This is a genomic window from Chloroflexota bacterium (genome assembly GCA_013152435.1).
In the GTDB taxonomy this organism is placed as follows: Bacteria; Chloroflexota; Anaerolineae; order DUEN01; family DUEN01; genus DUEN01.
Genome location: JAADGJ010000077.1, coordinates 3,830 through 23,288, shown reverse-complemented (window position 1 = coordinate 23,288; position 19,459 = coordinate 3,830). Strand labels below are relative to the sequence as shown.

Annotated in this window: 18 protein-coding genes and 2 pseudogenes (2 of these 20 cut by a window edge); 3 read left to right on the top strand and 17 right to left on the bottom strand. The window is 64.0% G+C overall.

Annotation, left to right across the window (positions count from 1 at the left end):
• The 11 genes and pseudogenes from aroF to GXP39_11465 form a co-directional block, all read right to left on the bottom strand.
• Positions 1 to 569, bottom strand: a pseudogene (gene aroF, locus GXP39_11515) (3-deoxy-7-phosphoheptulonate synthase) (it extends 439 nt beyond the left edge of the window).
• A gap of 474 nt (positions 570 to 1,043) precedes the next feature.
• Positions 1,044 to 1,901, bottom strand: a complete 858-nt coding sequence (gene pheA, locus GXP39_11510) for a prephenate dehydratase (GenBank protein ID NOZ28664.1) — start codon at positions 1,899 to 1,901, stop codon at positions 1,044 to 1,046.
• 5 nt (positions 1,902 to 1,906) lie between these two features.
• Positions 1,907 to 2,368, bottom strand: a complete 462-nt coding sequence (gene aroH / locus GXP39_11505; GenBank protein ID NOZ28663.1) for a chorismate mutase — start codon at positions 2,366 to 2,368, stop codon at positions 1,907 to 1,909.
• A gap of 478 nt (positions 2,369 to 2,846) precedes the next feature.
• Entirely contained in the window at positions 2,847 to 3,416 is a 570-nt protein-coding gene (locus tag GXP39_11500) for a nitroreductase family deazaflavin-dependent oxidoreductase (GenBank protein NOZ28662.1), read from the bottom strand.
• Positions 3,417 to 3,469: 53 nt separating this feature from the next.
• Entirely contained in the window at positions 3,470 to 4,069 is a 600-nt protein-coding gene (locus tag GXP39_11495; protein NOZ28661.1) for a PH domain-containing protein, read from the bottom strand.
• A 207-nt stretch (positions 4,070 to 4,276) separates the two neighbouring features.
• Complete coding sequence (locus GXP39_11490) at positions 4,277 to 4,639, bottom strand: VOC family protein (GenBank protein NOZ28660.1); 363 nt, start codon at positions 4,637 to 4,639, stop codon at positions 4,277 to 4,279.
• A gap of 183 nt (positions 4,640 to 4,822) precedes the next feature.
• On the bottom strand, positions 4,823 to 6,190 hold the full coding sequence (locus GXP39_11485) for a methyltransferase domain-containing protein (protein NOZ28659.1): 1,368 nt from the start codon (positions 6,188 to 6,190) through the stop codon (positions 4,823 to 4,825).
• A 95-nt stretch (positions 6,191 to 6,285) separates the two neighbouring features.
• Positions 6,286 to 7,041 (bottom strand): DNA alkylation repair protein, encoded by a 756-nt coding sequence (locus GXP39_11480; protein ID NOZ28658.1) that lies wholly within the window; start codon positions 7,039 to 7,041, stop codon positions 6,286 to 6,288.
• Complete coding sequence (locus tag GXP39_11475; GenBank protein ID NOZ28657.1) at positions 7,008 to 7,415, bottom strand: NUDIX hydrolase; 408 nt, start codon at positions 7,413 to 7,415, stop codon at positions 7,008 to 7,010. Before GXP39_11475 ends, GXP39_11480 begins: the two co-directional genes overlap by 34 nt.
• A gap of 78 nt (positions 7,416 to 7,493) precedes the next feature.
• A complete protein-coding gene (locus tag GXP39_11470) occupies positions 7,494 to 9,167 on the bottom strand; it encodes a ClbS/DfsB family four-helix bundle protein (protein ID NOZ28656.1) in 1,674 nt (557 codons plus the stop codon).
• A gap of 171 nt (positions 9,168 to 9,338) precedes the next feature.
• The gene (locus GXP39_11465; protein NOZ28655.1) at positions 9,339 to 10,001 is read right to left on the bottom strand and encodes a ThuA domain-containing protein; all 663 of its coding nucleotides are present in this window, start codon (positions 9,999 to 10,001) and stop codon (positions 9,339 to 9,341) included.
• A gap of 108 nt (positions 10,002 to 10,109) precedes the next feature.
• Between GXP39_11465 and GXP39_11460 the strand changes: the two genes are divergently transcribed.
• From GXP39_11460 to GXP39_11450, 3 genes are all read left to right on the top strand, one after another.
• Complete coding sequence (locus GXP39_11460) at positions 10,110 to 11,267, top strand: Gfo/Idh/MocA family oxidoreductase (GenBank protein NOZ28654.1); 1,158 nt, start codon at positions 10,110 to 10,112, stop codon at positions 11,265 to 11,267.
• Positions 11,268 to 11,667: 400 nt separating this feature from the next.
• Positions 11,668 to 12,621, top strand: coding sequence for an NAD-dependent epimerase/dehydratase family protein (locus tag GXP39_11455; GenBank protein NOZ28653.1), 954 nt, complete (start codon positions 11,668 to 11,670; stop codon positions 12,619 to 12,621).
• A gap of 202 nt (positions 12,622 to 12,823) precedes the next feature.
• Complete coding sequence (locus GXP39_11450; protein NOZ28652.1) at positions 12,824 to 13,897, top strand: Gfo/Idh/MocA family oxidoreductase; 1,074 nt, start codon at positions 12,824 to 12,826, stop codon at positions 13,895 to 13,897.
• A gap of 88 nt (positions 13,898 to 13,985) precedes the next feature.
• Here the strand turns inward: GXP39_11450 and GXP39_11445 are convergent, their stop codons facing one another.
• The 6 genes and pseudogenes from GXP39_11445 to GXP39_11420 all read right to left on the bottom strand — a co-directional run.
• Complete coding sequence (locus tag GXP39_11445; protein NOZ28651.1) at positions 13,986 to 14,489, bottom strand: DUF664 domain-containing protein; 504 nt, start codon at positions 14,487 to 14,489, stop codon at positions 13,986 to 13,988.
• Positions 14,490 to 15,037: 548 nt separating this feature from the next.
• On the bottom strand, positions 15,038 to 15,352 hold the full coding sequence (locus GXP39_11440) for a hypothetical protein (GenBank protein NOZ28650.1): 315 nt from the start codon (positions 15,350 to 15,352) through the stop codon (positions 15,038 to 15,040).
• Positions 15,353 to 15,368: 16 nt separating this feature from the next.
• Complete coding sequence (locus tag GXP39_11435) at positions 15,369 to 16,391, bottom strand: dipeptide ABC transporter ATP-binding protein (protein NOZ28649.1); 1,023 nt, start codon at positions 16,389 to 16,391, stop codon at positions 15,369 to 15,371.
• Positions 16,369 to 17,430 (bottom strand): ABC transporter ATP-binding protein, encoded by a 1,062-nt coding sequence (locus tag GXP39_11430; protein NOZ28648.1) that lies wholly within the window; start codon positions 17,428 to 17,430, stop codon positions 16,369 to 16,371. The genes GXP39_11435 and GXP39_11430 overlap by 23 nt, the downstream gene beginning before the upstream one ends.
• Before the next feature lie 225 nt (positions 17,431 to 17,655).
• Positions 17,656 to 18,807 carry an ABC transporter permease gene (locus GXP39_11425; protein ID NOZ28647.1) on the bottom strand — a complete coding sequence of 384 codons (1,152 nt, stop codon included), beginning with the start codon at positions 18,805 to 18,807 and terminating at the stop codon, positions 17,656 to 17,658.
• A gap of 95 nt (positions 18,808 to 18,902) precedes the next feature.
• Positions 18,903 to 19,459: pseudogene (locus GXP39_11420) on the bottom strand (ABC transporter permease); it runs 424 nt beyond the window's last position.

Below are 19,459 nucleotides of genomic sequence, written 5' to 3'. Positions count from 1 at the left end.
TTCTGCATGTTCCGAGCGCCGATCTGCAGGATATCCGCGTAGTGCGCCACCAGCGGCACCGTCTCCGGGGTCATCACCTCGGTGACGATGGGCAGGCCTGTCTCCTCCCGCGCCTCCGCCAGCAGCTCCAACCCCTTCTCGCCCAGCCCCTGGAAGGAGTAAGGGGACGTGCGCGGCTTGAAGGCGCCGCCGCGCAGCACGTGTGCGCCCGCCTCCTTCACCGCATGGGCCGTCTCCAACAGTTGCGAGCGATCCTCCACGGAACAGGGTCCCGCCATCATGACCAGCTGGCGGCCACCGATGTGCAACCCGTTCAGGCGGATGATCGAGGGATCCGGCTTCGAGTCACGGCTGGCCAGCTTGAACGGCTGCAATACAGGCATCGTCCGCTCGACCCCGGGCATCACCTCGAACACCTCCGGATTGACCACCCGCTCCTCCCCCACGATGGCGACGACGGTGCGCATCTCGCCATAAATGGGATGCGGGTGCAACCCCAACTCCTGGACCTTGGCAATCACCGCCCCGATCTCGCTGACCGTGGCGTCTTGCTTCATCACGACGATCATGGCCCTCCCCCTATGTTCAAAAGCTCTGATATTCGCGTGAAACCTCAGAGCGTGTCTGAGAATTTACCGACAAGGTGTCCGAGGATCTTCCTCAGCTATCAGCTCCACAGGGGAGGTGTGGAGGGGATCTCCCCTCCACGGAGATCCTCCTTTTCCGGCTTGTACCTGCCTTTCTCGGCCCTTCCCGAAAGATCCAGGCCGAGGCCGGGCAGGTCGAAGGCGGAAGGAGGACTTTTTCCGGAGGGGCGGAGCCCCTCGGGCCTCCCCACAGCGGAAGCAGCGGCATTTCTCAGACACACTCTCAGAGAAACCCACTCGTTTCCATCCGCTCATATTGAGCACCCATATATACGGCTTCTTTTGTGACATCACACTATATCTAGGTAGCGCCTTCCGCTACCCGAAAGGCCAAGCCTGAGGAGCGTAGCCAATCTCGCCCCACGTGTGTCGCGTATGCCAATACGAGCGCTCACATCAAATCTGCAACAGCGCCTCCTGGCCGCCGTTCTCCACCTGTGGCATCGGGGCAGCCGGATACGAGCCCAACAGCTTCACGAAGGCCGCCCGGGACAACAGCCCTACCAGAGCCTCCCGACAGCGCTTGTCCTGCCAATGCCCCTCAAAATCCAGATAGAAGACGTAATGCCACGGCCGGTTGCGGCGTGGGCGGGATTCGATCTTGGTCAGGTTGATGCCTCGATTGGCGAACTCCCCCAGGCAAGCGTGCAGGGCGCCAGGGGTATGAGGCGTCGCAAACACCAGGGAGGTCTTGCTGGGATCCTTCCGCTCCGGCTCCTGATGTCCGATGAGGAAGAAACGCGTGTAGTTCCAGGCCAGGTCCTGAATATCCTGATCCAGGATCTCCAGGCCATAGACCTCCGCAGCCAGCGCCGATGCGATCGCCCCCACGCCCGGCTCAGGGTTGGCCGCCAGCTCCTTGGCGCTGCCGGCCGTGTCATACCAGGGCACCGCCTTCAACTCATGCTGGTTGAGATAACGCTCGCACTGGGCCAGCGCCTGGGGATGCGATCGCACCTGGGTCAGCTGCTCCAACGTGGTGCCGGGCGGCGCCATCAGGTTGTGTCGCACGTGGAGCACGATCTCCCCCCAGATCTTGAGGTCCCGCTCCAACAACAAGTCGTAAGCCCGATTGATCGACCCGGCGACGGAGTTCTCCACCGGTAAGGCCGCCAACTCGGCCCGCCCGGACTCCACCGCCGCGAAGAGATCCTCGAAGGAGCGGCAGGGCAATGTCTCCACCTCATCCCCCAGGTTCTGGCGGATGGCTTCCTCCGAATAGGCCCCATGCTCGCCCTGAAAGGCGACGATCATCTTCTTCATGATGCATTCCCCTCCGGCTTGAGGTTCCCGCCATCAGAATGAACGGCGAGATGATCCGCGATCCATGCCTCCAGTTCGTCCCAATCCACCGACGGAATCTGGGAAAGATCGGGACGCAGGCTAGCCGCCTCCTTGATATAGACGTGGTTGATCTCCCGGGCCGATTTCTCCGTATTCCAGTGCAACAGCACCCGGATGCAGCGCGGCAGGGCCCCGGGCACATGCATCTCGTGCGTGCACAGCAGGGGGACCTCCAGCCATCCCAACTGCCGTGCGGCGAGTGCGGGGAACTCGGCGTCCAGATCAGGCGTGGTGCTGAAGATCACGCTTGCCACATCGTCCGGATCGATGTCGTTCAGCCGGATCATCAAGGCCAGCAACTGCCGGGTCGCCTGCAAGATGGCCTCCCGGGTGTTGGCCTCGGCGGTGGTCGCACCGCGAACGCCACGACAGGGCATCGCAACCTCCTTCATCGAGTCCAGAATGGGGCCGGATAGCACCGCACGCAAACGGGATGCCGTGAAGCATCCATCGCCGCAACGAACGGCTCCACACCCGGGTGGGGCGACTCCTGAATCGCCCCACCGCAGATGGCGGCGCTACCTGGGGCCGAATCGGTGCCAATAAACAAAAGAGCGTGGGCTCATCGCTCCACGCTCTCTCATGTCTTACGGTCTTTGACTCCGTTGGCGAAACCGCTAACCCTCCCCGGCATGGAGCGATGGGCCTACACTCCAGTAGGCAAAAAAGTAAAAGTAGACAAAATAAAACCCGCGCCAGCCGGAGCTGAAGCGCGGGGTCACGTCGACAGCCGCCTTATGAGCGGTGCCTTGACACGGCAATGCGACGTGAGAAATGCCTTCCATAACCATCGAATCCATGCTCAGAAGTACTCTCATGATAACACGGAGGACCGGAATTGTCAAAGCGAAGACATCATCGCAGCCGTTTCCACAGCCACACCAGCGCCACGACGCCGATCACCGGCCACACCCACGCCAGGTCGCCCGGGCCGCCCGGACCGCCGAGCGGGTGCTCCAGCCGGATGCGGAGCACGGGCCAGTCGGCCGCCACCCCTTGCAGCTCCTCGTCGGAGATGGTGTGCGGATCAATGCCCGCAAAGGCCGAGGCGGCGAACCCGCTGTTCACCAGGACCTGCCGCACGAGAGGCAATCGCTCCTCGGGGTCTGTAACCTCCTCCGCGCGCCCGATCCACCGCCCCTCCGGAAGCCACACCTCGACCTCCGGGTCTGCCTGGAGGTTGCGATACCAATCGGCCCTCCTGCCGAAGCCGGCCATGCAATACACCTCGCCGTCCCCTGGAGCGTAATTCACCGGAGTGCGCCGTCTGAGGCCCGACCGCCGCCCGATGGTGGTCAGGACCATGATCCGTCCTCCCACCTCGGGACAGAGGTTGATCCACCGTCCCAGGCCCAGGCGCCAGAGCAACACCATCACCCGGTTGAACTCCCTGAAAGCTGTGCGTGAAACGGTCACCTGGGCCATGAGATCCTCCCCCCTGATTCAGGCCGCGACGGCCCGTAGATCCGCCCGCCTGCTCACGTCCGCTCGAGGATCCTACGGATCGCCCGCAGCTCATCGAGGATGGCAGCCAGCAGATCCCCCTCTACCGGCACGGGCTCCACCTCCGCCTGTGTGGGCGCCATGCCCCCCCGGAAGCGTCGCAGGGCCTCCGCCACCTGCTCATAGACCTCCTGGAAGTTCGGCAACCCGACCAGGCTCTCCTCCGCCCCCGTCTGTCCGCTCATGCCCGCCGTCTGGATGTTCAGCGTGCCGATGCCGAACAATCGATCCAGCGGCCCCTGCACCACCTTCAGATTGGTTACGGTGCGAAAGGGCACGTGCTTGACCGACTTGGTGATGACGCCAGCATGCACGATGACCTCATCCTCATGGATCTCGTAGCGGAGGCTGCGATAGTACGGGGGGATGAGGAGCAAGGCCGGGATGAGCCAGATCAGATTCACCAGCACGGCGACGATCGCCCCGATGCGCATCCCCGCTGCGCCATCCACATCGGCGCCGATCGCGATGCCCATCGCCACACTGAACGCCAGGACGATCACGCCAAGCAAGCCTGCGATGAGGAACAGCTTGTGCCGGTACTTGATATCGGGATGGAAAATGATTGGGGCCATGCCATACCTCCTTGGTGCATCCGTGCTTCTCCCAGCAGCGCCGCCGTGCCGGATCGATCCCATCACCTTGGAGTATACCGCATGGCCCAGTGAGATTGCCGACGACGTCCTTCCCCTCAGCTGACATCCACGGGACCGGCGCCGACGAGGAAGATGAGAGGAGACAGAAGGTGATCCGGGGACGTCCTCCCCCACTTCTTCCGGGAGCTAGTCCAGCGCTCCCTCCCACAACCCCAACACATTCCCGTCCAAATCCGAGAAGAGGGCGAACCATCCCTCGCTGGGGACTTCCTGTTTGGGCATCACCGTCTTCCCTCCGGCGGCCTCGATCCTGCTCAGCGCCTCTTCGATGCTATCGACCCCGATGTACACGGTGACGCCGACGGGCACATCTGGAGGGAGAGCAAACAGACCGCCCTTGGGCGGCGCCCCGGTGTCGATCAGGCCATAAGGCGGCCCTTCCGAGGGAGCGATCTCCACCCTCCAATCGAAGGCCCTCTCATAGAACCCCCGGGCTTTCTCCATGTCACGCGTGCCGATCTCCACATGAACGAACGGGTTCCCCATCATTCGCCTCCCCGGGCCGCAGCCCTGCGCGTGTCAACAAGCCAATCCTTGCAGTGACACCCCAAGCATAGCACAAACGTTCTATTTCGTCAAGGGTAGAACAGCGGCAATCCCCTACCGCTCACCGCTGTGTCGCGAAGGACGCTGAGAAGAGGATCGAATGAAGGGTGCATAAACGAGAGGCGTTCACAACACGCCCGTATCCTGTTCCCCGCGCAGCAGCTTCAGCAGCCGATCTCGATCGCAATGGGGCAGACACTGAGCGGCCCGGTCGAGCCTTCCCTGCCGGATGTAGGCCAGCGTCTCCTCCTCCAGCCATGAGACGCGTACAGGGGCGCCGTCCAGATCCACCGATGTCTCCGTCATCGCCGCCGTGGGCACCCAGTTTTCATCTTCTCTCCGTCGCAGGTCCCCCATGACCTCGATGACGACCCCGTCGAAGTCGAAGCGGCCGAGGTGAGAGCGGTAGGTCGCATCCTCGCGCAAAGCCACGGACTCTACTGCATGTTCGGCGAAGAGGGCCTGGAAGCGGTAAGCGCCTTCGGCGTCCGTCTCGATGTCGATGTCTTTCACCGGTACCGGGACGCCATGCAGCGCGACCGAAGCCCCGCCGACGACTTTGTAGCTCACCCCAGCCCGGCTCAGCCGCCGGGCGACCCGGCGCAGCACCGCCCGCCAACGGGGCTTGACGGCGACGACCAACAGATGCTCGACGCAGCCGTGAATGGTGGGATCATCCGCCACCTGATAGTTCAGGTCCACCCATACGCTCCACGCGTCTCCAGAAAGGACGTTCACCGGTCCCTCGATCATGCTCACGAGCCCCTCGACGCCCAGGACGGTCACGATCTCAAACCCCTCGTCGCGGCACAGCGGGACGACCTCCGTGGGATGGGCGAAATAAGCGACGAACTCCGGCTCTCCCGTCCCACGCGGGGGCAGGATGCCCGTAGCCAGAAGCGCCTCCAGGCGTTCCGGCTGCTCCAGAGGCCAGGTGGGCTCGTGAACGGCGGCGTAGCGGATCGGCGCGTAGCGGGAGATGAAGGCCGCGAAGAGAGGACCGCCGGATCTCAGCACCCGCCGGGCTTCGGCCAGCGCCTGACGACGATCCCGTTCCTCCAGCAAGTGGTAAAGAGGCCCCATGAGCAGCACGACGTCGAAGGCCTCGTCGGGAAAGCGGGCGAGATCGGTGGCCGTGCCCTGCTCGTAGCCAGCCAGAGCCACGCCGACTTCCGCAGCCTTTTCTCGCGCCATCTGCAGGCACCCGGCCGAGAGGTCGAAGAGCGTGACCTCATAGCCACGACGAGCCAGCTCGATGGCGTAGCGGCCGGGGCCGCCGCCGCAATCCAACACCTTCGCTGGCGGAGGAGGAAGGTGCTCCTCCAGCGCCCGCAAGGTGACGGCGAACTCGGTGCGATGCCGCTCCAACCGCTCCCACTCCGCCTCAGGCTGCTGATCGTAGCACCGTCTGATCACCTCACCGGCCCGGCCCTGCCACGCCCTCGACAGTTTGGATTCCCCGCCTTCGCCGCCCTGGTCTGCTGGCTGCCTCATCACACCCCCTTGACATACACCATGATAAGGTGTAGTGACTACACCTTATAAAAGTGACGCTCCCACCTTCCCCAAGCGGCGATTGAACACGATCTTCAAGGATTCGTCTTACCGCTTTTGAGCCCGGTGCGCAGCTTGTTGCCCACCTCGCGCACGATGTGAGGGGCCAGGATGTCCCGGTTCTCCTCCAGATAGGCAGCCACCCGGTCCGGATGTTCCTTGGTCATCTCCCGCAACGCCCAGGAGACGGCTTTGGTGATCATCGGGTGACGCTCTGCCTTCACCCGATCCATCAGCTCCAACGTGAAATCCGGAAAGCTGACGTCCTTCCGGCCCCGGTTCAGCCACACGGTAGCCACCAGCGCCAGCCGTCGGCTCCACACGTCCTCGTCGGCGATCAGATCCCGCAAGTGATGCAGCCGGGCTTCCGGATTATCCAGCACCCAGGCCCCCAGGATCCGTACCCCAAGCCCATCGGTCAGCTCCCAGTTGTCCAGGCCCCGACGCCAGCGGTCGAAGTGCGCCCAGGTCAGGGCCGGGATCCATCGCTTATAGCGCTGGAGCAACATCAGGGCCAGCACCCGCTCCTCCCGGGACTCGCCATCCCATAACGCCTCCACTAGCGCCATCAGGTCCTCACGGCCAATCCCCTTGTGCGTACGATACCAGGCGCGGGCGATCTCTCGCAGGCGGGGCACTCGCACGCCGTAGACCTGGAGCCCGGTCGGGACCGCCATGCTGACCCCTGACTGATATTCAGGGTCGACACGCTGTTGGATCTCGCTCAGCAGATATCGCCGTTCGGCCTCCACATCCATCACAGCACCCCCATGAACGTCAACAGGATCCACCGCTGATCCTCATGGCTGAGGCTCAGGCCAGGGAGCCTCTCGGCGGGGACCCACGCCACGGCATGTATCAGGGCATCGGGATCACGAGTCCGTGCCTCGCCCCCCACGACGTCCGCGTGATAATAGTACACCCGATACGTCCCGTAATCCCTCGTCCCGTCCACAACGGCGTACAGGCTCATGATGTGGACATCCAGCCCCGCCTCCTCCTTCATCTCTCGGATGGCGGCCTGTTCCGGCGTCTCACCCGGCTCGATCGATCCCCCCGGCACGGCCCATGTGGGCTCCTCGTCGGGGCGCCCTTGTAGGACCATCAGCAGGGATCGACCATCCGTGCTCCGACACAGCACAGCGACGCCTTCCCAGTCCGACACGCGGCGATCTCCGCGTCTCACGTCCGTACAATACATCCGTTCCACACGACCGTCCGAACGGGATGACCGCCCGAGGCGTCAGGATATCCCACCCGCCGCCCCCCGCAAGTCCCGAGCATGCCCTCGGTCATGGGCCAGGAAGGCATGAACCCAATCATAGGGAGTGCTCTCCGGCTCCCAGGGGCTGGGGAAGAACCGGGCCAGGTCGGCCTGGTCCATCTCCTCCAGGATCTCCAACAGCGCCGCACGGGTGATATGAAAATCGACCCACACCACCTCCCACAGCTCATCGCGACGAGCCTCCACGTGATCCTGGTTCCAGACCTCCAGATCTTCCACGTGCTCGATCTGAGGAACCCGGCCGGCGACTACCTGGCGCAAACCCTCCACACACAGCCGATCCCAGTCGGCCACGTGCCCCAATACATCTTTGAGCGTCCAATTCCCGCAAACCGGTAGCGACGCTCTCTCCTCGGGCGGCACCAAATCGGCGGCCGCCAACAGCTCCTCACGGGCAGCCTCCAGGGCGACGAGCAGCACCTCCTTGGGGCCTATGCCCCCGTTCCCTCCTTCAGCCTCCCGCCAGGCTGCGATCTGGGCCGCGTGTTCGGCGTCATGCTGCCACTGGACCCGCAATGGGGTCACGAAGAACGACCAATCCCATCCCGCATAGGAACGGCGCCGGAAGAACTCCTCGACAGACAGGCCCTTCAGCCAGGCCACCCAATCCGCCCGAGCCGCTCGCAACTCGGCCAGCACGTCAGCCAGAGATCGGTCACGCCACACAGCGATGAAGGCGGCGTTCGCCGCGTCGAAGTCCTGTATCGCAGAGAAATCGGGCTCCTCCCCGGCCACCATGCGCCGCATGGCCTGATCCTCCCAACGATCCCAGGCGGCGATGTGGGCCAGCACATCCTTGACGGTCCAGTCGCCTATGAGAGGCACCTCAGAGAGTACCCGCTCGTCCAGCCCCAGGAGCAGCTCCAGCAGGCTGGCGCGCTCCATCGCCAGACGGGCGAGCAGGTGACGTATCCGGGCGACCAGGATCTCTCGCACCTGCGCCGTGTGCTCCCGCTCGTGCTCCAGGAAACGCCGCAGAACCTTGCGCGCCGTCCACGGCTCTTCGGGATGTCGCGTCCAGTGAGCGGGATAGAACACCTGCGATCGTTCCTCATCGGTGAGCTGGCGCAGCCGGGCTATGGCGGTACGCCGCTCCATCTCCAGGAACTGGAAGAGGAGCAGGTCCTCGTCATGCTCCCACTCCGGAGGCAGCGTCTCCGGGGATACCAGACGGGAGACGTACCACTCCTCGGCGTCGCCGATGTGACGCAACAGGCGACGGATGCTGAGGGACCGCGAGGTGGGCTGCCAATCCAGGAGATCGTCAGGCAGATCACGGACCAGAGCCAACAGATCGGCGCGAGCATGGCCCATAAGACGGAAGAGGTGCTCCATCTCATCTGGGGTGATGGGTGTTTGATCGGGCGGGAAAAGGGCAGCGGCGTCTCCTGGATCAAAGGGGCCAAAGCCGAGGCTCTCGCCAGCGACCTCGGTCTCGATGGGGACATCCGTAGGCGGGACAAGCTCGCCGTGACGGCGCAGCCAGGCGTGATAATCGCCGATCGCGGCGACGATTCGGCTCAGCGCCTCATCCCGGGTCGGCGCTCTGGCGAAGCAGCCGGGTAACTCGGGCACATGAGCCATGCACCTCCCATCGCTGTGAACCTCCAAGTAGACCTGATAACGTGCCATTATCCCCCTCCCGGGAAAGCCCATCCAGCTCAGGCGAGGCCAGGTCGTGTATCCCCGCTCGATGGAAGCGCTGGGAGGATCCCGGAGGAAAGCGAGTTTCCTGGACGGCGAGATAGGCCTTGGACCTGCCTGATCGAAGCTCCGACCGATGCGATCTTGTGAGGGTGCCCTCTATTGTAACACAGGTTCGGGGCGCTCGCGGGCGGCCCCGGCCCACAACACGGCGTTGGCCACCATCCTCGCGAACATCTCATTTTGGAACGATTCCAGGGAGTGCCCGAGCGCCAGGTAGGCCACACGCCCAAGGCCAAAGGGACGCACCCAGGCGTTCGGATAGCGTTTCCCCTCGAACTGGCACTCCGCGATGACATGCAGGTCATTGGGTTGCACGAACTCGAACAGATATAGCTCATCCTCGATCACAAAGTCCGACACCCCCTCCATGATCGGGTGGTTAGGGTCTGAGACCACGATAGAGAGGGCCTGCCGAGGCGGATGCTCGACGAAGCGAGCGCCCACGAGGTGGCGATACTCCATGTTCTCCCCGAAGAGGCCGGCGTGAATGACGACGAAGCCTCCGCCGGAGGCGATGAACTGCAGGAGCCCGGCCATCTGCGCGGCCGTGAGCCGTTGTTCACCGGCGTCCGTATAGGAGACGCACACCTCATACCCGGACAGATTCTCCAACAGAAGCGCATCTCGATCCTCTGTGCAGACCACCTCACACCCTACGTGGGATAGGATCTCCTTCAGCTGATCGTCCACCCCCCGAAACGGATGGAACCGCACATTGGTATAGTCGCCAAGGGCCAGGACTCGCATGTCGCCTCCCATAGGATCTCCTCCTGTGATCGTTTCCCAGAGAGTGTGCCCCAGAATCCCCGTTCGTGCAAGGGGAGCCAAACCACCTCCCTTGTGGTACAATGCGGCCAGGAGGTGAACATGACATCTGCCCAAGATCCGCTACGCGTGGCGATCATCGGCACCGCCCGCCGATCCGACTACATGTACGGCCCCCTGCTGAAGGCCCTGTCCCAGGAGGTCACGCTGGTCGCCGTCTGGGGGCGCAGCCCCGATTCCGCCCGTCGGCTGGGCGAAAGCCTGGAGGTGCCCTGGTACACCCACATGGACCGGATGATCCGGGAGACCGCTCCACAGATCGGCATCGTCTCCGTCGCCTATCAGGCCAACGGGCAGGTGGGACGGATGGCCGTGGAAAGCGGACTGCACGTGCTCCTGGAGACGCCCATCGCGCACAAGCTGAGCGAGGCGGACGCCATCATCCAGGCCGCCTCCGAGCGGGAGCTGAAGATCGAGGTAGCCGAACAGTTCCACCGCCGCCCCCTGGAGCAGATCAAGCTCAAGCTGATCGCCTCCGGCCTGTTCGGCCGCGTCCACACGTCGTTTAACGACTTCGCCGGCCACGGCTATCACGGCGTCAGCGTCATGCGCAGCTACCTGGGCTTCGACGCCAAGCCCGTTCAGGTGACCGGCGCCGTCCGTCAGTACGAGCTGGCCTCCCACTGGTCCCGGCTGGCCAACCAGACCGCCCCCCGGACCGAGACCCAGGAACACGGCATCATCGAGTTCGAGGACGGCCGGCTGGGCATCTTCCACTGGACGAACGTGGGCTACGACTCCCCGTTGCGTTGGTGGCGGAGCAGCCGGTTCCTGGCGGAGAAGGGGATGGGGATCACGGTGGGCGTGGGGCTGAACGTGCAGGAGTGGCTGACGCTGCTCGCGCCCGGCGGTGAGGCGCCGCGCTTCATCACGCTGGAACGCCGCTGGGAGCGCGTGGACGGCGGCGCCCTGGAGGCCATGGTCGCCCACACGGGCGATCCGGATCTGCCCATCGTGCGATGGGACAACCCATTCCGCCCCGCCCGGCAGGGGCACGGCATGCAGTGGCACGATGACGAGATCGGCGTGGCAGGCTGTCTGATGAGCCTGGTGGACGCGGTGCGCCATGACACCGAGCCCACTTACGGCCCTCACCAGGCACGCCTGGATCAGGAGATCATCCTGGCCATCCGGCAATCCTCATTGGAGGGAGGGCGCCCCATCCGACTCCCGCTTGATCCCGCAGCTCAGGAGATCTAACGCCCTTCACTACAGCTCATGAAACCGCTTCCCCCCTTGCCCGCCGTTCCCAAGCCTTGGGAGGGAGCTCAGAGCGTATTTGAACAGTTACCAGCCAGGTGTCTGAAGGCGTCTTTCAGCGACAACGCTCCACAGGGGGAGGCATGGAGGGGGTCCCCCCTCCATGAAAACCCCACTTTCCTGGCCTGCGCCTGCCCTTCTCGGCCCCTTCCGCAAGGCTTTGGCCGAAGCCTGGCAGGTCAGAGCGGGGAAAGGCTTCTTCCGGAGAGGGTTCCCCCTCCGGGCCTCCTCAAGTAGGAGCAACGGATTTCTCAAACACGCGCTCAGGCCGGGCCCAAGTAGGCAAAGGGCAGAAAGCGGAAAATCTTCTCTCCACTTACGACGCAGGAGGTGAACGACGATGCGTGTGGTCATCATCGGTGGCACGGGACACGTGGGCACATACCTAGTGCCCCGGCTGGTCGAAGCCGGACATGAGGTGATCAACCTCAGCCGGGGGCAGAGGGAGCCTTACCACCCGCATGGGGCCTGGAAATCCGTGCGGCAGGTCGTGGTGGATCGGAAGGCGGAGGAGGCCGCGGGCACCTTCGGCGCCCGGGTGCGAGATCTCCGGCCGGACGTGGTGATCGACATGATCTGCTTCCAACTGGAAAGCGCCCAACATCTGGTGGAAGCGCTGCGAGGACGGGTACAGCACTTCCTGCACTGCGGCACCATCTGGGTCCACGGCCCCAGCGTGGAGGTCCCGATCACCGAGGAGCAGCCCCGGCGCCCCTGGGGCGAGTACGGCACGCAGAAGGCCGCTATCGAGGCCTATCTGCTCGACGAGGCTCGGCGCCATGGATTCCCCGCCACCATCCTGCACCCCGGGCACATCGTAGGCCCCGGATGGGTCCCGCTGAACCCGGCGGGGAACTTCAATCCGCAGGTCTTCGCAAAGCTGGCACGGGGCGAGGAGCTGGCGCTGCCCAACATCGGCATGGAGACGGTACACCATGTGCACGCGGATGACGTGGCCCAGGCGTTCATGCAGGCCATCGCCCATTGGAGCGCCGCTGTGGGGGAGAGCTTTCACGTGGTCTCCCCCAGGGCGTTGACGCTGCGCGGGTATGCGGAGGCGGTGGCCGGATGGTTCGGCCAGCCCGCCCGGCTGCGCTTCCTCCCCTGGGAGGAGTGGCGTAAGACGGTCACCGAGGAGGAGGCTCAGGCCACATGGGACCACATCGCCCATAGCCCCAACTGCAGCATCGCCAAGGCGGAGCGCCTGATCCGCTACCGGCCGCGGTACTCCTCGCTCCAGGCCGTCCACGAGGCGCTCACCTGGCTCATCGAGCACAAGATCGTCGAGGTCTGATGATCGGACGATGCGCGGCTATGGAAAGCCGCTCTACACGCCCTTCGCATACGGTAGACGGGTTTCTTACCCATCCATCGTTCGCCAGGGTATGACGGACGATGGACGGCTATGGAAAGCCGCTCTACATGTTCTCCACATGTGGTGGGCCGGGTGATCCGGTCCCTACAAAGAGCAGGACCATTTCCATCAGGAGCGAACCATGATCGACGGAAAGACCGGAGTAGCCATCGTCGGCTGCGGGAACATCGCGGGGCCCTACGCTGAGACGCTCAAGCCGTACGAGCACATCGTCCTGACGGGCGCATACGACCTGATCCCGCAGCGGGCGGAGGAGTTCGTCGCCCAACACGGCGGAAGAGCCTACGCCTCACTGGAAGATCTGCTGACCGACGACGCGGTGGATATCGTCATCAATTTGACGATCCATCACGCACACCCGGCGGTGATCACCCAATGCCTGAACGCGGGCAAGCATGTGCACAGCGAGAAGCCGCTGGCCATGACGTACGCCGAGGCCAAAGCGTTGGTGGATCTGGCCGAGGAGAGAGGACTGCGGCTGAGCTGTGCTCCCATCACATTTATGGGGGAGGCCCAACAGACGGCCTGGAAGCTCATCCGGGAGGGACGCCTGGGCCCCGTGCGGGTGGTCTACGCGGAGGTCAACCACGGGCGCATCGAATCCTGGCACCCGAATCCCAAGCCGTTCTACCAGGTAGGCGCCCTCTTCGACGTGGGCGTGTATCCGCTGACCGTGCTCACCACCATCTTCGGCCCGGCGCGAAAGGTAGTCGCCTATGGGAAGGTGGTGTATCCCGATCGGAATACCACGATCGGCACCTCCTTCCACATCGACACGCCGGACTTCGTCGTGGCGGCCATCGAGCTCGCCAACGGCACGGTGGTCCGCCTGACCACCAACTTCTACGTCGGACACCACAGCAAGCAGAAGGGGATCGAGTTCCACGGCGACCTGGGCTCGCTCTACCTGGGCAGCTGGCAAAACTTCGCGGCGGCCGTGGAGTTCGCCCGATACGGGGAGCCCTATGAGCCCATCCCGCTGGTGAAGGAGCCATACCCAGGCACGGAGTGGAGCCGGGCCGTGGTGGAGATGGTGGACGCCATCGCGGAGGGGCGACCGCAACGGGCCACGGGCGCACAGGCCGCCCACGTGGTCGAGATCCTCGACGCCATACAGACGTCCTTCATGGAGGGCCACCCGGTGCCCGTCACCTCGGACTTCACGTCACCGACGCCCATGGACTGGGCCATGTAGACACATGCGGGGCGTGTGAGACCCATGATCCGGCCCACACGCCCCGGCCCGCTCCCCTGCGACGCGAGACTGCCAGCCCGCCGCCGCGTCACTCCGGTCGGTAAGCCACCTGCGACATATCGCCCACGAACTCGGGCAGGTTCGTATGCCCCAGCTGCTGGCGGATAGCGTGCGCCTCGCCGATGTGAAACCAGTAGTGGTAGATGTTGCGCAGCAGCATGGTGCCGATGTTCTCCCGCAGCGGCCGACCCTCTCGCTCCAGATACGTCTGCATCCGCTCCGGCGTCAGCGTGTCCAGGTACTCATCGGCCGCCCGGGTGACCCGACGCCAGATGGCCCACATCTCATCCAGCGGCGGCGTACTAGGAGGACGCCCCGAGCCCACCCGCTCATGCAGATCCGGCGCCAGGTTCCGCCCCTGCGCCCACTGCACCCAATATGCGTGCTCCTGATTGGCCAGGTGTCCGATGATCCAGCTGATGCAGTTCATGGGCCCCAGACGCCGGCGGGCATCCTCGTCCGAGATCCCGTCCAGGCAGCGGACCAGCTCATCGCGTGCGAACCGAAGCTGTGTAACCAACAGATGCGGCATCATTCCTCTCCTCTTTTCAGCCCGTTACCTGCCCTGCGGGCCAGAAGCCACCAGCCCAGGCCCCAACCAGGCAGGTCAAAAACCGGAGCGGTGGGGATACCCCCGCCCAGTTGAGGCTCCGGCTCCGGCCTATGGCCCAAGAATTTACCGGCAGGGTGTCTGAGGCTCTCCCTCAACGACCAGCTCCACAGGGAGAGGCGTGGAGGGGAGAGCCCCTCCACGGAAAACCCCGCTTTTCCGGCCTGCACCTGCCTTTCTCGGCCCTTTCCGGAGGACCCGGGCCGAGGCCGGGCAGGTCGAAGGCGGGAGGAAGGCTTTTTCCGGAGAGGCTCCCCACAGCAGAAGCAACGACATCTCTCAGGCACACTCTAAGCTCCCGCCGGACAACAGTCCGGCGACTCAAAGCGGACAACGGTCCGCTTGGAGCACGGATGGGCAGGTACACGTGGAGACATCCGTTGGCGAGCTCCCGCACCAAAACACAAGTACCCAGCGCCTCCCGAGCGCCGGGTACCCACGCTGGCGGCGATCAGGGCGGACGGCCCCGATCACCGGATGATGAGGGAGACCAGATAGGCCACCACGAGCACGGCCACCTCGATGGCCGTCACCCGAGCGAACCGCCGCCCCAGCACACGCCGTCTGACCCCCTCCCGGTAGTAGTACTCGCAGTACAGCACGAAGGCAAAGCCGATCAACCCCAGGATGAACACGCCGAACCGATCGATAGCCCCCAACACCCAACGCCCCGCGCCGGTGATCGAAAAGAGCCGCATGAGCATTCCCCGGCTGACCAACACGTCGAGGACGGCGAGGGCCGTGGAGATGCCCCACAGCAGATACCCCAGCACGTAACGTGCCATCCGATTTCCTCTCGGGTTACACGACCCCTCGCAACTCCAGCTCCTCGGCGAGATGACAGCTCACGAAATGCTCCGGGGTGATCTCCCGCAGCTGGGGCTCCTCCACCCGGCAGATATCCTGGGCGTAGCGGCATCGGGGGTGGAAGTAACAGCCGGACGGCGGATTGGCCGGGCTCGCCACCTCGCCCGTGAGCACGATCCGGCGCGACCGGATACGAGGGTTGGGCTTGGGGACGGCCGACATGAGCGCCTCGGTGTAGGGATGCTTGGGATTCGTGAACAGCTCATTCGTCTCGGCGCTCTCCACGAGCTTGCCCACGTACATCACGGCCACCCGATCGCTGATATGCTTCACCACGCTCAGATCGTGGGCGATGAACAGGTAAGTGAGATCGAACTGCTCCTGCAAATCCTCCATCAGGTTCAGCACCTGCGCCTGCACGGAGACATCCAGGGCGGAGACCGGCTCGTCGGCGACGATGAACTTGGGATTCAGCGCCAATGCCCGGGCCAGGCTGATCCGCTGACGCTGCCCACCGCTGAAGGCATGCGGGTATCGATCCATGTACTCCGGACGCAATCCCACCGCCCGCAACAGCTCCGCCACCCGATCCTCCAGCTCCCTACCCTGGGCCACCTTGTTCACGATGAGCGGCTCCCCCACGATCCGCTTCAGGGTCAGGCGGGGATTCAGGGAGGAGTAGGGGTCCTGGAAGATGATCTGCATGTTCCGCCGCAGCCGCCTCATCTCCTCCTTGCCCAACTGCTCGATGTGGAGCGGCCCGGCCTCCTCATCATGGAAGACGATCTCCCCGCTGGTAGGCTCGATGAGCCGCAGGAGACAACGCCCGGTGGTGGACTTGCCACATCCGCTCTCCCCCACCAGGCCGAACGTCTCCCCCCGCTTGATGTAGAAGGAAACTCCGTCCACCGCCTTCACATACCCGACCGTCTTCCGCAGGAAGCCTCGGCGGATGGGGAAGTGCTTCTTCAGATCACGAACCTCTAATAGGATCTCATCCTGCGCTGGCCTGGGCATGGACTTCCCTCTCCGTATCGTATAGATGGCAACGCACCTCGTGGCCCGGCTCGATAGAGATGTAGGCGGGCTCCTCGCGATCACAGATCCCCGGCATGAAATCATCGCAGCGCGGCCAGAAGGGACACCCACTGGGAACGGCGTATGGGTCCGGCACGATCCCACGGATGGGTTGCAGACGCTCCCGGGTCGTCGCCTCGATGCGAGGGATGGACTTCAACAGCGCCCGGGTGTAGGGATGCTGCGGGTTGAAGAAAAGGGAATCCACGTCCGCATGCTCGACCACCTTGCCCAGGTACATGACGATGACGTCGTCACACATCTCGGCGATGACGCCCAGGTTATGCGTGATGAGCACGATGGTCGTCCCCATCTCCCGCTGCAAATCCTTCATCAGCTCCAGGATCTGAGCCTCGGTCGTCACGTCCAACGCGGTCGTGGGCTCATCTGCGATGAGCAGGCTGGGATTGCAGCTGAGCGCGATGGCGATCATCACCCGCTGACGCATCCCGCCGCTCAGCTGGTGCGGGTAACTGTCGACCATCTCAGCGGGCTGGGGCAGCCCCACCCGGTGCAGCATCTCGATGGCCCGCTCTCGCGCCTCCGCCTTGGTCACCTTTTGATGCAACGTGATGGCCTCCATGATCTGATCCCCGATGGTGTACACCGGGTCCAGGGAGGTCATGGGCTCCTGAAACACCATGGAGATCTCGCCGCCGCGAATCTCCCGCATCTCCCGCCCACGGGGGGGCAACTCCGTGAGATCGATCACCTGGGTCATGGCGCCAGACCCATCGCCGTTGATCCGGCGGTGATAAAAGATCTTCCCACCCACGATCTCCCCCGGAGGCGGGACAATCCTCAGGATCGCCTGGGCCGTGACGCTCTTCCCGCACCCGCTCTCGCCGACGATGCCCAGCACCTCCCCCCTCCTCACGACGAAGCTGGCACCGTCCACCGCTCGCACCAGGCCCTCCTGGGTGAAAAAGTGGACCCGCAAATCCTCCACTCGTAGGATCTCATCCCGTTCCAACGCCATTCCTCCTGTGCCACGATATGACAGCGGACGAGGGCGGAGCATGGGAGCTCCACCAGCTCAGGGAAGGCATAGCGGGCCGTTCCCCATCCCCTTTCATCTCCCTCGCCCCATTCGCATCAACTTAAGGACTTTTCTCAGCCCTTCCTTGCTCGGTTGGGGCGAGGCTCTGGCCTATGACCTAAGCTCCCGCCGAACAACAGTCCGGCGACACAAAGCGGACCTTCGCTAGATCGCAAACGGGTCGGCCGCGTCACGCAGGCCGTCGCCCACGAAGTTGAAGCACAACACGGCGACGATGACGAAGAGGCCCGGGATCATGAGCCAGGGGTGCTGGACGACCACACTGACCGTCTGGGCATCCTCGAGCAACACGCCCCAGCTCACCATGGGCGGCTGAATGCCCAACCCCAGGAAGCTCAGGGCCGTCTCCGCCAGGATCATGCCCGGGATCGAGAGGGTGGCCACGACGATGATGTGGCTCAGCGCGTTGGGAAGCATGTGCACGAAGATGATGCGCCAGTCCGAGGCCCCCGCCGCCCGCGCCGCCGAGGTGTAATCCATCTCCCGATAGGCCAGCACCTTGGCCCGCACCTGGCGCGCCAGCCCGGTCCACCCCACCAGCGAGAGGATGATCGAGATGGCGAAATACCTCTTGACCGTGGACCAGTCGGGCGGCAACGCGGCCGCCAGCGCCGCCCACAGCGGGATGGTGGGGAAGGACATCAGCAACTCGATCACGCGCTGCATGATGGTGTCCGTCATGCCGCCGAAATACCCGGAGGCCGTGCCCAGGGCGGAGCCGAAGAAGATGGTCAGTGCCACGCCGATCAGCCCCACCGTGAGGGACACGCGGCCGCCGAAGATGATGCGAGAGAGCATATCCCGCCCCACCCGGTCCGTCCCAAAGAGGAAGATGGTCCCCGGCTCATCGACGCCGAACAGGTGCACATCGGTCGGGAACAGCCCCAAAAGCTTGTAGGGCCTCCCACGCACGAAAAAGCGCACAAAGTACTTCTTGCTATAATCCGGCTTATGGATCCACTCCAGATTCTCCATATCCAGGGTCGTCTCCACCCCGTAGACGAACGGGCGCAGGTGGAAATTCCCCTCACGGTCGATGAAATGGATCCGCTGAGGCGGCATGAAAATGTAGTCTTCCTGGATCTTCAGGTAATCATAGGGGGCCAGGAAGTCGGCGAAGATGATCATGAGGTAGAACAGGATCAACACGATACCACCGCCGACGGCCAGGCGATTCCGCAGGAAGCGGCGCCACGTGAGCTGCCACAGGGACATTCGCCCCACTTCCGGCACGGTTTCCTCGTGGGTCGGAACCTCTTCCAGGGGTGGTGATATCTGGACAGCTTGTTCGGCCATAACCCATCCTCTTCATCAACCAGGTTCTGTGGGAATTCCCCCTCCCGAGGAAGAGGGAAAGAGCAAGCTGAGGAGGCCACCCTTCAGGCGGCACGTCATTCGAACCGGATACGGGGATCCACCCAGGCCAGGAGGAGATCGGCCAGGAAGTTCCCGATCACCAGCATGACCGACAGGAACAGAAGGAATGTTCCGGCCAGAAACATGTCCTGTTGCCGCAGCGCGTTGAAATACAGCGGCCCGGTGGTCGGCAGGCTGAGCACGATCGCCACCACGGTGGAGCCGGAGATGATGCCGGGCAAGCTCATCCCCAACAGCATGATGAGGGGATGGATCGCGTTCCGGACGGCATGCTTGACGATCACCTTGGACTCCGGCAACCCCCGGGCGCGAGCGGCCTGGATGTACTGCATGTTCAGGATGTCCAGCAGATTCCCACGCATCATGCGGATCAGCCCCGCCGTCCCTGACGTACCCACGACCACAACGGGGACCCAGAGATGCTTCAGGAAGTCGATGAACTTGGCCAGACTCCAGGGGGCATCCATGTACTCCCGGGAGAACAGCCCGCCCACAGACTGGCCGAACGTCCTCTGGGCGACGACCATGAGGATCAGGGCCAACATGAAGTTGGGGATCGAAAGCCCGGCCA

What these genes read in the sequence shown, in the direction of transcription:
- aroH (NOZ28663.1), bottom strand. Translation starts at nt 2,368, where the DNA reads ATGCCCTGTCGTGGCGTTCGCGGTGCGACCACCGCCGAGGCCAACACC.
- GXP39_11485 (NOZ28659.1), bottom strand. Translation starts at nt 6,190, where the DNA reads ATGAGGCAGCCAGCAGACCAGGGCGGCGAAGGCGGGGAATCCAAACTG.
- GXP39_11500 (NOZ28662.1), bottom strand. Translation starts at nt 3,416, where the DNA reads ATGGCCCAGGTGACCGTTTCACGCACAGCTTTCAGGGAGTTCAACCGG.
- GXP39_11460 (NOZ28654.1), top strand. Translation starts at nt 10,110, where the DNA reads ATGACATCTGCCCAAGATCCGCTACGCGTGGCGATCATCGGCACCGCC.
- GXP39_11455 (NOZ28653.1), top strand. Translation starts at nt 11,668, where the DNA reads ATGCGTGTGGTCATCATCGGTGGCACGGGACACGTGGGCACATACCTA.
- GXP39_11425 (NOZ28647.1), bottom strand. Translation starts at nt 18,807, where the DNA reads ATGGCCGAACAAGCTGTCCAGATATCACCACCCCTGGAAGAGGTTCCG.
- pheA (NOZ28664.1), bottom strand. Translation starts at nt 1,901, where the DNA reads ATGATCGTCGCCTTTCAGGGCGAGCATGGGGCCTATTCGGAGGAAGCC.
- GXP39_11450 (NOZ28652.1), top strand. Translation starts at nt 12,824, where the DNA reads ATGATCGACGGAAAGACCGGAGTAGCCATCGTCGGCTGCGGGAACATC.
- GXP39_11495 (NOZ28661.1), bottom strand. Translation starts at nt 4,069, where the DNA reads ATGGCCCCAATCATTTTCCATCCCGATATCAAGTACCGGCACAAGCTG.
- GXP39_11440 (NOZ28650.1), bottom strand. Translation starts at nt 15,352, where the DNA reads ATGGCACGTTACGTGCTGGGGTATCTGCTGTGGGGCATCTCCACGGCC.
- GXP39_11445 (NOZ28651.1), bottom strand. Translation starts at nt 14,489, where the DNA reads ATGCCGCATCTGTTGGTTACACAGCTTCGGTTCGCACGCGATGAGCTG.
- GXP39_11490 (NOZ28660.1), bottom strand. Translation starts at nt 4,639, where the DNA reads ATGATGGGGAACCCGTTCGTTCATGTGGAGATCGGCACGCGTGACATG.
- GXP39_11435 (NOZ28649.1), bottom strand. Translation starts at nt 16,391, where the DNA reads ATGCCCAGGCCAGCGCAGGATGAGATCCTATTAGAGGTTCGTGATCTG.
- GXP39_11465 (NOZ28655.1), bottom strand. Translation starts at nt 10,001, where the DNA reads ATGGGAGGCGACATGCGAGTCCTGGCCCTTGGCGACTATACCAATGTG.
- GXP39_11430 (NOZ28648.1), bottom strand. Translation starts at nt 17,430, where the DNA reads ATGGCGTTGGAACGGGATGAGATCCTACGAGTGGAGGATTTGCGGGTC.
- GXP39_11470 (NOZ28656.1), bottom strand. Translation starts at nt 9,167, where the DNA reads ATGGCACGTTATCAGGTCTACTTGGAGGTTCACAGCGATGGGAGGTGC.